Below are 16,088 nucleotides of genomic sequence, written 5' to 3'. Positions count from 1 at the left end.
ATGGAGGTAATTTTATTATGAGCAAGCAGTATCCGCTGAACGTACCCGCACCGCATCATTTTACTTACGCAGTCCGTGATCTTCCGGAAGTAACCGTTGAGCAGCGTGAGCGCGCTCTTCAGGCTACTCATTACAACGAGTTCGCATTCCCGTCCGGCATGCTGACCGTTGATATGCTGTCCGACTCCGGTACCACTGCAATGACCAATCATCAGTGGGCAAGCCTGTTCCTCGGCGACGAGGCTTACGGCCGCAACACCGGTTATTACGTTCTGCTCGACACCTTCCGCGACATTTTCGAGCGCGGCGGCGAGAAGAACTGGAAGAAGATCATCGACCTCGTTCGCACCGATTGCCGCGACGTTGAGAAGATGATGGATGAAGTTTATCTGTGCGAGTACGAAGGCGGCCTGTTCAATGGCGGCGCAGCTCAGATGGAGCGCCCGAACGCATTTATCATCCAGCAGGGCCGTGCAGCTGAGTCCGTTCTGATGGAAATCGTTCGCAACATCCTTGCTAAGCGTCACCCGGGCAAGAAGTTCACTATTCCGTCGAATGGTCACTTCGACACCACCGAAGGCAACATCAAGCAGATGGGTTCCATTCCGCGTAACCTGTACAACAAGACCCTGCTGTGGGAAGTACCGGAAGGCGGCCGTTACGAGAAGAACCCGTTCAAGGGCAACATGGATATCGAGAAGCTCGAGCAGCTGATCACCTCTGTTGGTCCGGAGAACGTTCCGCTGATCTTCACCTGCATCACCAACAACCCGGTTTGCGGCCAGGCCGTTTCCATGGGCAACCTGAAGGAAATCAACCGCGTTGCGCATAAGTACAACATCCCGCTGGTATTCGATACCGCTCGCTGGGCTGAGAACGCTTACTTCATCAAGATGAATGAGGAAGGCTACGCTGACAAGTCCATCGCTGAGATCGCTACCGAGATGTTCTCTTACTGCGACGCATTCACCATGTCCGCTAAGAAGGACGGCCACGCTAACATGGGCGGCATGCTGGCATTCCGCGATAAGGGCCTGTTCTGGAAGAACTTCTCCGACTTCAACGAAGACGGCACCGTTAAGACCGACGTTGGCGTTCTGCTGAAGGTTAAGCAGATCTCCTGCTACGGCAACGATTCCTACGGCGGCATGTCCGGCCGTGACATCATGGCTCTGGCAGTTGGCCTGTACGAGTCCTGCGACTTTAACTACATGAACGAGCGTGTTGCTCAGTGTAACTACCTGGCAGAAGGCTTCTACGACGCTGGCGTTAAGGGCGTTGTACTGCCGGCAGGCGGCCACGCTGTATACATCAACATGGATGAGTTCTTCGACGGCAAGCGCGGCCACGACACCTTCGCTGGTGAGGGCTTCAGCCTTGAGCTGATCCGCCGCTACGGCATCCGTGTATCCGAGCTGGGCGACTACTCCATGGAGTATGACCTGAAGACCCCGGAGCAGCAGGCTGAAGTATGTAACGTAGTTCGCTTCGCAATCGACCGCAGCCGTCTGACCAAGGAGCATCTGGACTATGTAATCGCAGCTGTTAAGGCTCTGTACGAGGATCGTGAGAACATTCCGAACATGCGTATTGTTTGGGGTCACAATCTGCCGATGCGTCACTTCCATGCATTCCTGGAGCCGTACCCGAACGAAGAGAAATAATCCCCTGTTCCATCCTTTCGTCAAAGGCGATACCGCATAATTGCATAAATTGTGCGGTATTTCCGCCAATGCCGCAGCAATGGCGCCGCGGCATTGCATAACAGGAATTTCTCCTGACCTTTTTATAACTTGATAATCAGGGCGTAACCTGTGCCGCGTGGAAAGTGCACAGGAAAGCAAAGGACAAGGGCGTTCTTTTTCCCAGAAAACTAAACAGTTTCTGCGGCAAAGAGAACGCCCTTTTTCTATCCATTTACACATTAAAGGGGTGTAAGATAATGAGTAAAGAGCCTAAAAACTTAGAACAAAGAGATGGTTTCCAGAGTAAATGGGGTTTTATTCTGGCATGTATCGGCTCTGCGGTTGGTATGGGCAACATCTGGCGTTTCCCGATCATGGTGCAGAAGTACGGCGGCATGACCTTCCTGCTTCCCTATTTTATCTTTGTAATTTTGATCGGCAGTACCGGCGTTATCGAGGAGTTCGCTCTCGGCCGTCGTGCAGCCGCAGGTCCGGTTGGTGCGTTCGGTATGTGTACCAAGGAGCGCACCGGCAGTGAGAAATCCGGTAAGGCGATCGGCGCAATCCCGATCATCGGTGCATTGATGCTGGCAATCGGCTACACGGTCGTTCTCGGCTGGATCTTCAAGTACACCTTCATGTCCCTCTCCGGCAGCCTGTTCAATCTCGGCACGGATATGGGCGCAATCGGCGGCACCTTCGGCATGACCGCACCGGAGGCAGAAACGCTTCCCGAAGCCCTCAAGGCAATGGCGTCGGCTGGCTTCTTCGGCATCGGCAACGGCGTATGGCAGATCGTTGCACTGGTAGTTTCCCTCGCCATCATGGTAATGGGCGTTGCAGGCGGCATTGAGAAGGCAAACAAGGTCATGATGCCTGTTCTGTTCGGTCTGTTCCTCGTACTGGCAGTCTACATCGGCACTCTGCCCGGCGCATCCGAAGGCTATAAGTACATTCTGACCCTGAATCCGGCCGGTCTGGCTAAGCCCGACCTGTGGGTATTTGCATTCGGTCAGGCGTTCTTCTCCCTGTCTGTTGCAGGCAACGGTTCTGTAATCTACGGTTCCTACCTGTCCAAGAGCGAGGATATCCCGTCCTCCGCACGCAACGTAGCAGTATTTGATACCCTTGCAGCTCTGCTGGCAGCAATCGTTATCATTCCGGCAATGGCAGTTGTTCTGGGCGAAGGCATCCGCGACGTAACCGGCGGCCCCGGCCTGATGTTCGTTTACCTCGTAAATGTATTCAACGCAATGCCTGCCGGCCGTATCATCGGCGCGATCTTCTACATCTGCGTACTGTTCGCAGGCGTATCCTCTATCGTAAACCTGTACGAGGCACCGATCGCCTTCCTGCAGGAGCAGTTCAAGTTCAAGCGCGCAGCAGCCGTTGGCACCATTGGTGTGATCGGTCTGGTCGTTTCCATCGCAATCCAGCCGTGGACCTCTCAGTGGATGGACGTTGTTTCCATTTACATCTGCCCGCTCGGCGCTGCTCTGGCCGGCATCATGTTCTTCTGGGTACTCGGCAAGAAAAAGGCACTTGCTGCTGTTAACGAAGGCGCTAAGAAGCCCATCGGCAGCTGGTTCTTCCCGCTTGGTAAGTGGGTATACGTTATCTGTGCAATTGCTGCACTGATCCTCGGCATTATGTACGGTGGCATTGGCTAATCCCTCAAGCTAACCACTGGACTTTCGTTAGACGTTCATGGGTTTATGAATCGTCTGTATCCCCCCTTTTGTCTTTGTCCCCCGTCACTGCTGTGTGGCGGGGGACATGCTTTTCTAATTAGAAATTAGCAATCCGCAGGCAGTAATCGCTGCATGCAAAGCAAAACCCCGGCTTTGCCGCACTTGACAAAACCGGGGCTGCTCGGGTATAATATACCCAAGGGATGCTGTTCAGGCAGTCAGACCTTATTCAATCAGGATTTTTAGTCACTGACCGTTCGAGGCCTAATCGAGCGGTCAGTGCGCTTTTATACAGAAAATGTACAGCAGGATTACTGCACATACGAAAAGCCGAAGCAATTTCTTCTGCATTTGCGACACCTCCTTTCCTCCCCAAACCGAGGAAAGAAAGAAGGTCTGACCGCTATCGGAACAACATCTGCTTACAGTATAGCATATACGACAGAATATTGTCAATAAACCGTCCTTTCAGGCGGTTTTTGTTGTTATAGCAGAAAAAGAGACGAACCAGGCAGGCTCGTCTCTTTTTACGTTGTATGGAGAAGATTCAGTTAAAGTACACGATATCTTCCTTCGCCTTTTCGGCGGGTTCTACCGTGATGGCATGCAGCACCGGACCGGGACCGCGGTACTGCGGCAGCTCCTCGACGGTGATGGACGCCGTTACCTTGACCCAGTCGCGGTTATGCAGCTGATCGCGGTCGGGATAGCGGCAGAGGAAGCCGAGGAAGGTGACGTCATCCGCGCAGCAGACCATGCCGAAACGGCCGGGCACGAAGCTGCCGGCGGGCACATCCTTGCCGACGTAGGCCTGGGCAAGAAAGCGGACGGTCTTGCCGTCATACTTCATCGGATCGCTGGTGGCGTCGATGTACCAGAGACCGTAGTCCTCCGGCTGGATGTCGATGATATCCGCATCCACGTCAAACGGCAGCGGCATATTGCGGGCGTAGTCCTCGGAATTGCCGTTCACGTCATCCAGATAGATTGCCGCACGCGGGTTCATCGCCTTGATGTTCTTCTTGTACAGCATGTCCTTCAGCTCATCCGTGCAGCGGTTGAACACAACCAGATCCGCAGTGGTGATATGCTCGAACATCATCGGGCCGATGTTGTTGGAATACAGCTCAAACGTGGTCGCATCGACCGTGGTGACGATCTGGTACAGCTCCCAGCGGGCAGGAAATGCCTGCATCAGCTTTTCCAGCTTCCACATGCCATTGTACTCAACAAGAATGCGGTCCGGCTGGTATTTCTGCTCCACGCGCTTGAGGATATTCGGCGTCAGACGGTCCTCGGACTCGATGGGCACAAGCGCGGTGCCGTAGTGCAGCAGCCACTTCTCGTCGTATTCCTCGATGCCTTCTTCGCACAGCAGCAGCACCGTGCGCTCGTTCTCGGTAAAGTTCGGGTCCGCGAGAATGTCCTGAATGAACTTGGTCTTGCCGCTCTCCAGAAAGCCGGTAAAGACGTATACCGGAATGGGTTCGTTAGCCATATCTGGTTACCTCACTTTTCGTTTACGCCGAACAGAGCAGCGATGCGCTCCTCATCCAGCTCGGAGCCGATGACGCACAGGCGGCCGGTGTAATCGGCAGTGCCGCGGCGAATTTCGGGTGCGCCCGGAACGTAGTCAAAGTGCAGCCACTCGCCGCCGTCTGCACACGGAACGATGCCCTTTGCACGCAGTACGGTGCCGAGCGTAACATCGCCGAGCGCGGTAAGTGCCGCGTTAAGCTCTGCCTCGGTGTACTTGCGGGTCGTTTCCTTACCCCAGGAGGTGAATACTTCGTCAGCATCGTGATCGTGGTCGTGACCGCAGCAGCAGTGACCGTCGTGGTCGTGATGATGGTGCTCGTGGTCATGATCGTGGTGATGCTCATGCTCATGGTCGTGATCGTGGCAGCCGCAGGTGCAGTGCTCATCGTGCTCGTGATGATGCTCGTGCTCCTCATGATCATGGTCATGCTCATGCTCGTGGTCATGGTGGTGATGATGATGCTCGTGATGCGGCTCGTGCGCGATCTCCTCGAGAACCTCCGCAACGAGGTCGCGGCTGCCTTCCATGGTGGAGAGCAGCTGCTCGCCGGTCAGGTCCTTCCACGGGGTGGTGACGATGCGGGCGTGCTCATTCAGGCCGCGCAGCATGGCAACGGTCTCGTCGAGGCGCTTCTCCGGGCACTCAGCCGTGCGGGACAGCAGGATGGCACCGGCATGCGCCACCTGATTCTCGAAAAACTCACCGAAGTTCTTGAGGTACATCTTGGCCTTGAGCGCGTCAACAACGGTTACAAAGCTGTTCAGCTGAACCTCGAGGTGCGCGTTCTGTACCGCAGCGATAACGTCCGACAGCTTGCCGACGCCGGACGGCTCGATCAGGATGCGGTCCGGATGGTACTGGTCCACAACATCGTGCAGCGCCTTGCCGAAGTCGCCAACCAGCGAGCAGCAGATGCAGCCTGCGTTCATCTCGTTTACAACAATGCCGGCATCCTTGAGGAAGCCGCCGTCAATGCCGATCTCACCGAACTCGTTCTCGATCAGAACAACCTGCTCACCCTTGAGCGCATCGGCCAGCAGACGCTTGATGAGGGTCGTCTTGCCGGCACCCAGAAAACCGGAAATAATATCAATTTTAGTCATGCTTTGTCGCTCCATTTCTATGCACGGCACAGGGATTCCCGAACCGTACTCAAATTTTTCGAACGCTTATATTATACCACATTTATCGAAAAAAGAAAAGCTATTTAGTTAGCGGGCGCTAATCTTTCTGACTGCGCGGAAAGAAGTTGAGGGGCACCCCCCCTTTTTCGCTTTTATAACACAAAAACCGCCCAAAAGGACGGTTTATTGACAGCATATATTACGATATGCTATAATCAAGGCAGCAAACGGTGAATAAAGGTTGTTCCTCCCGAAAGAAGGGAGGTGATCTGCATGACAATTCTGGAAGTCATTGGACTGCTTGATTTGCTCTGCACGGTTATCTTTGGTATCCTCGGATACTTAAAGAAATAACCGCCCTCCGGTAGTTAAAAGAGAGCGGCTTCTTCTCGACTAAAAATCGAACTGAGGAACGACTGCTCTCCCTACAAGAGCCGCCGTTTGTCAGCTATATTATAGCGCGAAGCCCCGGTTTTGTCAAGCGACGAAACCGGGGCTTTGTTTTACAATTCCTAATCAGAACGGAATTATTCTCCCATCACCTGAAAGACAATATCCCGCACGCGGTTGCGAGTATCGCACTCCACAAGGGTCAGATTCTGCCACGGGCCGATGGTGATCTCGCCATTCACGAACGGGATAACGATAAACGGGCTGAGCAGCGCCGCCTTGATATGCGACGAGCCGTTATCATCGTGCCAGGTATCGTGGTGGTGATAGTAAATGACGTTTCCCTGCTCATCGCGGTAGGGCGAAAAGACATCCATCGCCGCCTTGAGGTCATGGTAGACCATGCCCGGCTCAAACTCAAGCGTGGTCAGACCGGCAACACCGCCGGTGGTAAAGCCGGTGATCGTGCCGGACTTCATGCCGGTCTTGCGGCAGGCGTTCTGCACCGCTGCGCGGAAGTCGTCGGTAACGTCGATCATGCCCATGTGGGCCTTGGTTTTATAGGTTTTGGTTTCGGTATAAACAGGCATTTGCGATTCTCCTTTAGAGGCACTCTAAGTAGCGGCCGTACAGCGTTTTGCTGAGGTCGGCGGCGTGACGGAGCAGCGTCTGACGGCTGATATAGCCGCGCGCGTACGCGATCTCCTCCGGACATGCGATGTAGCGGCCGGTCTCATCCTGCACGCGGCGGACAACCTGTGCGGATTCGAGCAGATTCTCGGCGGTACCGGCATCCAGCCAGACGAAATCCCGGTCGAGCTTTTCCACGTGCAGCTGACCGCGCTTCATGTACTCGATATTGACATCCGTAATCTCCAGCTCGCCTCTTGCCGAGGGCTTGAGTCCGCGGGCAATCTCCATAACCGAGTTATCGTAGAAATACAGACCCGGAATGATATAGTTAGACTTCGGATAGCGCGGCTTCTCCTCGATGGAAATAGCACGGCCCTGACCATCAAACTCCACAACGCCGAACGCACGCGGGTCATCGACATAGTAGCCGAATACGCAGGCGCCGGATTTCTGCTGCACAGCACGGTCCAGATAGTCCTGGAAATTGGGGGAATAGAAGATATTATCGCCCAGAACAAGGCAAACCGAGTCATCCCCGATGAACTGCGAGCCGATGAGCAGCGCGTCCGCGATGCCGCGTGCAACCTCCTGCACCTCGTAGGTGATGTTGACGCCGAAGCGGCCGCCGGAACCGAGCAGGCGGTAGAACGGGCCTTCCTCTCCGGGCGGGATGATGATGAGAATATCGCGGATACCGGCCTGCAGGAGCGCAGCCAGCGGATAGTAGATCATCGGTTTATCGTATACCGGCAGCAGCGGTTTGCATACCGGACGTGTCATCGGGTACAGGCGCGAGCCCTTACCGGCGGCAAGAATGATTCCTTTCATTGGCTATTCCTCTATCTATATGGTTTTGTGAGATTAGTATAGCACACTTTGGGCAAATAAGAAAGCAATTTTCTAATAAAGCAGAGAGTGGAGAGCACTTCGCTCTCCACTCCTCACTCTTTCTCAATCGTCAGCACCGAATGATACGGCATCGGCTGATTGAGATACACGTTTACGGTATCTGTATTGCTGTATTCATATTCGTACCGGAAATCCAGTCCGTCGAGATGCGCCTCCTTGACGTTTTTCGTATCCGGTACATCGTATTCCCAGCCGTCGTCAATGATGTCATCCCTCATGTGGTCGGCATACAGCCAGCTCCATTTGGCATACGCGGCCGCAAAGGCGTAATACACCGTCATGCGCTCCTGATAGCCGCACGAGCCGTTCTGCGAATCCGAAACCACCGTCACAGACTGCACATAGCCGTCCGCATCGGTTTCGACCGTCACATCGGATACAGAATCGCCCAGCGAGAAGAAATACCTGCCGCCCATTCCCACGTCGCTATTCCAGCTGCCGTCCGGCCGGACATACGGCGCCAAGCCCTGATTATATTTCAGGCAGTCGTTGCAGTTCTCCACATACTCCGCAAGAGTCAGCTCGCCGCGATTGGGCGGCAGCTTGGCGTACAGGTCAATGCCGTAACCTGCGGCTGTTCGCAGCCCGATCACCAGCAGGTACAGCGCCACGCGATACCAGCGCACCTCCCGCTCGCGGACGATGATGCTGCATCCGTTCTCCAAATCCCACGGCAGCTCCTCTTCTTTGCACGCGCGGTAACACTTGTAATTGTAGTACAAGTCGAAGAACGGCAGCGCATAGCAGTTGCCGTAGCCGAACACGCCCCACAAACGGGCATATGCGGTGCGGATGGACAGCTTTTCTCCGTCCTCATCGCGGACGGACAGCCCGAATATCCACTTGCCGGGCGTTGTGCCCCAGTAATGCAGCAGCACCGGCTCGAACACGAACGTCAGCAGCCAGCCGACATACCCGCACGCGACCGTCCACGCCAGATTCGCCATGAACTGGATAAAATTCTCCGGATTGATGCGGAACACCCACTGCGACAGCATCGACCACAGCAGCCCATACAGTCCGGCATCCACATTGCGGGCAAAGAAGCGCCGCCACGGACAGCCTGCCGGCGGGATGCGGTCTTTCTCGCGCGGGTCGTCTGCGGGCAGTACGATGGACTGGTACCGGTCTACATCCAGCCCGTTCCACTCCGCTCTGTCCTCGCAGATGGCGCGGCACATCGCATACGCCTGTTCGCTCTCGCGGATGTCCCCCTGCAATACGTCGAGCTGGCCTGCCGCCGCCTCGGGCAGCGCTTTCTCGCCGCTCTCGATGGCGCGGATGTCGGGCACGCTCAGGCGCAGCCGCCGCAGCAGCATGATCTTCCGCAGTGTCTGTACATTGTCCTCGGTGTAATCGCGGTAGCCGTTCTCGCCGCGTGTCGGCTTGAGTAAGCCTTCCTTCTCGTAAAACCGGATGTTCGCCCGGGATAATCCCGTCCTGCGCTCTGCTTCCGCTATGTTCATACGATCACCTTCCCTTCTATTAATTACATTATAAGGGGTAAAGTGGGTTTACAGTCAAGTGTTTTCGGGGAAAATGTTAAGAAAAAAGAGTGGATAAAACTCCACTCTTTCTTATTTTAATTCAGCTTAATTCAGCGCTGCGATGGACTCCTCCAGCTTTGCGAGGTGCTCGCGCAGCTTTTCGGCCTTTTCGCGCTCGGCTGCAACAACCTTCTCAGGTGCCTTATCGACAAACTTCGGGTTGTTCAGCTTCTTCATAACAAAGTCGATATCCGCCTCGACCTTGCTCTTTTCCTTGCCGAGACGGGCCCGCTCGGCCTCAAAGTCGATGAGGTCGCCCATCGGCATATAAATCTGTGCGTCGCCGGTGACTACGGATGCCATCTTGGCAGCGTCCGCCGGAACCGCGTCGATGAGTTCAATCTCGGAAGCGTATGCCAGCTTGGGGAAGAAGCCTGCGCCTGCGGAGAACGTATCCTTCTTCTCGGTCAGGATGAGCACCTTGGCCTTCTTGGAGGGCGGTACGTTCATCTCGGCACGGCGGTTGCGGATGGCGCGGACAGCGTCCATCAGGCTCTCCATCTGTGCCTCCTCCGCGGCAAAGTGCAGCTCGTCCTTGTATTCCGGCCATGCGGATACCATAACGGACGGACCCTCATGCGGCAGCGCCTGCCAGATGGTCTCGGTGATGAACGGCATGAACGGGTGCAGCAGCTGCATCGCACCGCTCAGCACATAGCAGAGCACCTTCTGTACGTTCTCGTCGCCGGTCTGCAGACGGGTCTTTGCAATTTCGATATACCAGTCGCAGAAGTTCTCCCAGATGAAGTCGTTCAGCTTGGCAGCCGCCAGACCCAGCTCGTACTGGTCGATGTTGCGGGTAACATCGGCAACCAGTGTGTTGAACTTGCTGATGATCCACTTGTCCTCGATGGTAAGGTCGGCGGGCAGCTGGACTGCCTTGTCCTTGTCGATGGTCAGGTTCATCTGGATAAAGCGGGATGCGTTCCAAATCTTGTTGCAGAAGTTGCGGGACGCCTGTACGCGCTCGTCCGAGAAACGCATATCGTTTCCGGGGCTGTTGCCGGTTGCGAGGGTGAAGCGCAGCGCGTCCGCGCCGTACTGGTCGATAACCTCGAGCGGGTCGATGCCGTTGCCGAGCGACTTGGACATCTTGCGGCCCTGTGCATCGCGCACCAGACCGTGGATATAAACCGTCTCGAACGGGGTTTCGCCCATGTGCTCCACACCGGAGAAGATCATGCGGGCAACCCAGAAGAAGATAATATCATAGCCGGTAACGAGCGTAGAGGTCGGGTAGAAATAGTCAAGCTCCTTGGTCTTGTCCGGCCAGCCGAGCGTGGAGAACGGCCACAGCGCAGAGGAAAACCAGGTGTCGAGAACGTCCTCTTCCTGACGGATGTTCTTGCTGCCGCACTTCGGGCAGGTGCATACATCGGTCTTGGAAACGGTCATCTCACCGCAGTCGTCGCAGTAGAACGCCGGAATGCGGTGACCCCACCACAGCTGACGGGAGATACACCAGTCGTGTACGTTTTCCATCCAGCGCAGGTAGGTCTTGGAGAAACGGTCGGGCACGAACTTGGTCTTGCCCTCGTTTACAACGTCCATAGCGGGCTTGGCGAGCGGCGCCATCTTGACGAACCACTGCGCCGAGGTCATCGGCTCAACGGTGGTGCCGCAGCGGTAGCAGGTGCCGACGTTGTGCTCGTGGTCCTCAATCTTGACCAGATAGCCGCCTTCCTCAAGGTCCTTTACAACCGCCTTGCGGCACTCGTAGCGGTCCATGCCCTCGTACTTGCCGCCGTTTGCGTTGACGGTCGCGTCCTCGTTGAACACGAGAATCTGCTCGAGGTTGTGGCGCTGACCCATCTCGAAGTCGTTCGGGTCGTGGCACGGCGTAACCTTAACACAGCCGGTGCCGAACTCCATATCAACGTACTCGTCACCGAAGATCGGAATCTCGCGGTTCATGATCGGGAGGATGCAGGTCTTGCCGATCAGGTGCTTGTAGCGCTCGTCGTTCGGGTTGACGGCAACGCCGGTATCGCCCATGAAGGTCTCCGGACGGGTGGTCGCAACGACCAGATCGCCCGAGCCGTCCGTCAGCGGATAGCGGATGTGCCACAGCTTGCCCGGCTGGGTTTCGTACTCGACCTCGGCATCGGACAGGGCGGTCGCGCAGTGCGGGCACCAGTTGATGATGCGGTGGCCCTTGTAGATGAGGCCCTTGTTGTACAGGTTTACGAATACCTCGCGGACAGCCTTGGAGCAGCCCTCGTCCATGGTGAAGCGCTCGCGGTCCCAGTCGCAGGAGGTGCCGAGCTTCTTGAGCTGGCTGATAATGCGGTTGCCGAACTTGTCCTTCCACGCCCATACGCGCTTGAGGAACTCCTCACGGCCGAGGTCGTAACGGGTCAGGCCCTCCTCCTTGCGGAGGTTCTCCTCTACCTTGATCTGGGTTGCAATACCGGCGTGATCGGTGCCCGGCATCCACAGCGCCTCGTAGCCCTGCATGCGCTTGGTGCGGATGAGGATATCCTGCAGGGTCTCGTCGAATGCGTGGCCCATGTGCAGCTGGCCGGTAACATTCGGAGGCGGAATAACGATGGTGTACGGTTTCTTGTCCGGATTGACCTCGGCGTGGAAGAAGCCGGAATCGACCCAGAACTTGTACAGCTTGTCCTCGACCGATTTCGGGTCGTAGGTCTTAGGCAGTTCGCTCATTGATCTATCTCCTTCAATTTGATTTACGATATAAATGCGGGATACTTCTGTGCAAACAAAAAAGAGCATACTCATCCCGACAACAGGACGAAGTATGCTCCGTGGTACCACCTGAATTCGCGTAAAGACGCGCACTCGTTGCCCCGTAACGCGGGTTAGACGGAACAGCTTAACAAAAATTCGGCTGTTCTGCTCCAAAGCGACCTTCTTCTTCCCCGCCGAGGTGCTTGCACCGACCGCACCCTCTCTAAACGCGCAAAGGAAAAATACTCCTCTTTTTCATGGCATTTGTGTATTAACTTTAATATTATAGCTGTTAAATTCGGGTTTGTCAAGGGATATCCCTTGTTTTCCGGCACCAACCCTCTGGGGCACGCGAACTGCGCAGGCGGTTCGCTCCTGACGGGCGGCTCCTTTTCAGCACCGGCTGAGCGGGGTGCGCGAACTGCCGCAGGCGGGTTCGCCCCTAACGGGCGGGGAGTTTTTCGCTGAACCTCAGCGGGGGGATTCGCCGTCTGCGGACGGCGGGGACGTTGCGGCGCCCGCCGCGGGGGCAAAAAGGAAGGGACACCTGCGGTTTCCCTTCCTCTTTGAACTCCTACCTTTCCCTTGTTTCCTAATCTGACGCAGATTTCCTATATGTGACCGCTTCGAAAAATAGGAACGGCAGTCGGGTTCCCTCAGCGTGTCTTTCTCCGCCTTTTCGCAGTTCACAGACAGCGTACTGCTACACATACGGGTTAATCAACGCAGGCGCGGCATAGCAGTGCCGCGCAAATCCTTGGCACGTTGTAACGCACGGCACCTGCGAATTAAGCGTTTGGTACAATTTATCTTCGTAGACCCTGTCTATTATAACGTGCTTACGACTTGCGCGGCACGGTTATGCCGCGCCTGCGTAGAGTTAATCTTATGTGTAGCAGTAATCTGCCTGTGAACTGCGAATATTTTGCGAAACAAACGCAACGGTAACCCGACTGCCGTTCCCCTATTTCGCAGCGGTCACATGTAGGCAATCTGCGCCAGACTATCCAAGGGAAAGGGGTGATTCACAAGAGGGTGGAAACCGCAGGTGTCTACCCTCTTGTGCCCCCGCCGGGTAGGCGCACTCCCCGCTGAGGTTCAGCGAAAACCTCCCCGCCCGTCAGGGGCGAACACGCCTGCGGCAGTTCGTGCCCCCCGCTCAGCCGGTGCTGAAAAAACCTGCCGCCCGGATAGGGTGAACCGCCTGCGCGGTTCAAGTCCCCCGGTCAGCCGGTGCAGAGAAACAGACTCCCGCCCGGCAGGAACTTACGAAAGTCTCCGCTTAAACTCCTCATACCCAAACATACGCACAACCTCATCCGTGCCGTCGGCGCGCCGGATGGCGATCAGCGGCAGCGGCATACCGTTAAACGTATTGGTCTTGACCATGGTGTAGAGCGCCATGTCCTCGAACACGACCTGCTCACCGGCGCCGAGCGCCACATCGAACGAATACTCGCCGATGACATCGCCTGCGAGGCAGGAGCGGCCGGTCAGCAGATAGGTGAACGCCTTTTTGCCCGGCTCGCCGCCGCGGTACACCGGCGGACGGTACGGCACCTCGAGCACGTCCGGCATATGGCACGCCGCCGAGGTATCCAGGATCGCAATGTCCTTATGGTTGTGCATCACCTCAAGCACGGTGGCGACCAGATAGCCCGCATTCAGCACAACGGCCTCGCCCGGCTCCAGATAAACCTGCACCTTGTACTTTTTCTGCAGATAATCAATGCAGTGCACCAACGTTTCCACATCGTAATCCGCGCGGGTGATATGGTGGCCGCCGCCGAGGTTGATCCATTTCAGGCCATCCATATACTGACCGAAATTCTGCTCAAATGCAGCGACAGTCCGCACCAGATCGTCCGAATTCTGCTCGCAGAGCGTGTGGAAATGGAAGCCCTCAATGCCGTCGAGCAGCTCCGGCTGAAAATTCTCTATCGTAATGCCGAGGCGCGAATCCGGACCGCACGGGTCGTACATCGCGTGGTCGCTCGGCTGCGTGGAGCACTCCGGATTGAGCCGCAGGCCGCAGCTCTTCCCTGCCGCGCGGGCAAGGCTGCCGTAGGCCTTCCACTGCGTGAACGAGTTGAACACAATGTGGTCGGCGTACTCCAGAAGCTCGCGGAACTCGCCCTCCGCGTAGGCCGGCGCGTAGACATGGGTCTCGCCGCCGAATTCCTCATGACCGAGCCGTGCCTCGTACAGACCGGAGGCCGTTGTGCCCGCCAGATACTCCCGAATCAGCGGGTACACGGAAAACATCGAGAACGCCTTCTGCGCCAGCAGGATCTTCGCGCCGGTGCGTCTGGCAACGTCCCGCAGGACGGCCAGATTCTGCACCAGACGGTTTTCATCGAGCAGGTAGCAGGGCGTAGGAAGCTCAGTAAATTTCATATCAGTCCACCAGTACCGGCTTGTCGTTGATCTGCCACGGCAGACCCCACTTGTTCAGCGCCTCCATGTACGGATCGGGATCAAACTCCTCGACCGTGTACACGCCCGGCTTGTTCCACTTGCCGGTCAGCAGCATCGCCGCGCCGATCATCGCCGGAACGCCGGTGGTGTAGCTGATGGCCTGCGAGCCGACCTCGCGGTAGCACTCCTCGTGGTCGCAGACGTTGTAAATGTAGGCGGTCTTTTCCTTGCCGTCCTTCTTGCCGGTGAAAATGCAGCCGATGTTGGTCTTGCCCTTGGTGCGCGGACCGAGCGTTGCCGGATCGGGCAGCAGCGCCTTGAGGAACTGGATCGGCACGATCTGGTGGCCCTCAAACTCGATCGGGGTGGTGGACAGCATGCCAACGTTCTCAAGGCAGTTCATGTGGGTCAGGTAGGACTGACCGAAGGTCATGAAGAAGCGGATGCGCTGCACGCCCGGAATATTCTTGGCGAGGGACTCGATCTCCTCGTGGTGGAGCAGGTACATGTCCTTGTGGCCGACCTGATCGAAGTCGTACTCGCGCTTGATGCTCATCGCCGGGATTTCAACCCAGTGACCGTTCTCCCAGTACGAGCCGGGCGCGGATACCTCACGCAGATTGATCTCCGGGTTGAAGTTGGTCGCGAACGGATAGCCGTGGTCGCCGCCGTTGCAGTCCAGGATGTCGATGGTGTCGATTTCATCGAACAGGTGCTTCTGTGCGTAAGCGCAGTACGCCTGCGTTACGCCCGGGTCAAAGCCGGAGCCGAGCAGAGCGGTCAGACCGGCCTCCTCAAACTTCTTCTTGTACGCCCACTGCCAGGAGTAGTCAAAGTACGCGGTAAAGCCCTCGTCCTTGCAGCGCTTCTCGTAAATGGCGCGCCACTCCGGATCGTCGGTGTCCTCCGGCTCGTAGTTTGCCGTATCCATGTAGTTTACGCCGCACTTGAGGCACGCATCCATGATGGTCAGGTCCTGATACGGCAGCGCAATGTTCATCACGATGTCCGGCTTGTACTCGTCGATGAGCGCGCACAGCTCGTCCACGTTGTCCGCGTCCACCTTTGCGGTGCGGATCTTGGTTGCGGTCGTACCGTCCAGCTTCTCCTTAATCGCATCGCACTTGCTCTTGGTGCGGGATGCGATCATGATTTCCTCAAAAACGTCGCTGTTCTGGCAGCACTTGTGGATAACTACGCCGGCAACACCGCCGCAGCCGATGATCAATGCTCTTCCCATTGTTAATTCCTCCTCATTTTTAACTGTATATATAATTGAGATTTATTGAATGGTCTTTATTTGTTAAACTGCCGCTTGAGAAGCGAACGGAACTGCGCGGGCGGCAGCCTTTTTCTCTGCACCGGCTGACCGGGGTACTCGAACTGCCGTAGGCGGGTTCGCCCCTAACGGGCAGCAGTTTTTTCGCTGAACCTCAGCGGGGAGTGCGCCTACCCGGCGG

General features: G+C 56.3%; 10 protein-coding genes and 1 other annotated feature. Of the genes, 2 read left to right on the top strand and 8 right to left on the bottom strand.

Annotated elements, in window-relative coordinates; genetic code table 11:
- Positions 1-17: 17 nt before the first annotated feature.
- Both PGY33_RS11515 and PGY33_RS11510 read left to right on the top strand, forming a co-directional pair.
- Complete coding sequence (locus PGY33_RS11515) at positions 18-1,664, top strand: tryptophanase (RefSeq protein WP_118285444.1); 1,647 nt, start codon at positions 18-20, stop codon at positions 1,662-1,664.
- Positions 1,665-1,942: 278 nt separating this feature from the next.
- Positions 1,943-3,355, top strand: coding sequence for a sodium-dependent transporter (locus PGY33_RS11510; RefSeq protein WP_118361782.1), 1,413 nt, complete (start codon positions 1,943-1,945; stop codon positions 3,353-3,355).
- Positions 3,356-3,923: 568 nt separating this feature from the next.
- Here the strand turns inward: PGY33_RS11510 and PGY33_RS11505 are convergent.
- The 8 genes from PGY33_RS11505 to PGY33_RS11470 all read right to left on the bottom strand — a co-directional run bounded on the left by PGY33_RS11505 (position 3,924) and on the right by PGY33_RS11470 (position 15,868).
- Complete coding sequence (locus tag PGY33_RS11505; RefSeq protein ID WP_118478320.1) at positions 3,924-4,874, bottom strand: TIGR03943 family putative permease subunit; 951 nt, start codon at positions 4,872-4,874, stop codon at positions 3,924-3,926.
- An 11-nt stretch (positions 4,875-4,885) separates the two neighbouring features.
- Entirely contained in the window at positions 4,886-6,019 is a 1,134-nt protein-coding gene (locus PGY33_RS11500) for a CobW family GTP-binding protein (RefSeq protein WP_270478736.1), read from the bottom strand.
- Positions 6,020-6,567: 548 nt separating this feature from the next.
- Positions 6,568-7,020, bottom strand: coding sequence for a YjbQ family protein (locus tag PGY33_RS11495; protein WP_118761083.1), 453 nt, complete (start codon positions 7,018-7,020; stop codon positions 6,568-6,570).
- Between the two features lie 13 nt (positions 7,021-7,033).
- A complete protein-coding gene (gene rfbA, locus PGY33_RS11490; protein WP_270478733.1) occupies positions 7,034-7,891 on the bottom strand; it encodes a glucose-1-phosphate thymidylyltransferase RfbA in 858 nt (285 codons plus the stop codon).
- 113 nt (positions 7,892-8,004) lie between these two features.
- Entirely contained in the window at positions 8,005-9,438 is a 1,434-nt protein-coding gene (locus PGY33_RS11485) for a MerR family transcriptional regulator (RefSeq protein WP_270478731.1), read from the bottom strand.
- Positions 9,439-9,564: 126 nt separating this feature from the next.
- A complete protein-coding gene (locus PGY33_RS11480) occupies positions 9,565-12,186 on the bottom strand; it encodes a valine--tRNA ligase (RefSeq protein ID WP_270478729.1) in 2,622 nt (873 codons plus the stop codon).
- 80 nt (positions 12,187-12,266) lie between these two features.
- Positions 12,267-12,478: a binding site (T-box leader), on the bottom strand.
- A 998-nt stretch (positions 12,479-13,476) separates the two neighbouring features.
- Positions 13,477-14,607, bottom strand: a complete 1,131-nt coding sequence (gene nspC, locus PGY33_RS11475; RefSeq protein ID WP_118667948.1) for a carboxynorspermidine decarboxylase — start codon at positions 14,605-14,607, stop codon at positions 13,477-13,479.
- Between the two features lies 1 nt (position 14,608).
- Positions 14,609-15,868, bottom strand: coding sequence for a saccharopine dehydrogenase family protein (locus PGY33_RS11470; RefSeq protein ID WP_118361766.1), 1,260 nt, complete (start codon positions 15,866-15,868; stop codon positions 14,609-14,611).
- Positions 15,869-16,088 lie beyond the last annotated feature (220 nt).

It is taken from the genome of Butyricicoccus sp. AF18-9LB, from assembly GCF_027684505.1.
Classification (GTDB): Bacteria; Bacillota; Clostridia; order Oscillospirales; family Butyricicoccaceae; genus Agathobaculum; species Agathobaculum butyriciproducens.
This window is presented reverse-complemented; position numbering and strand designations above follow the sequence as displayed.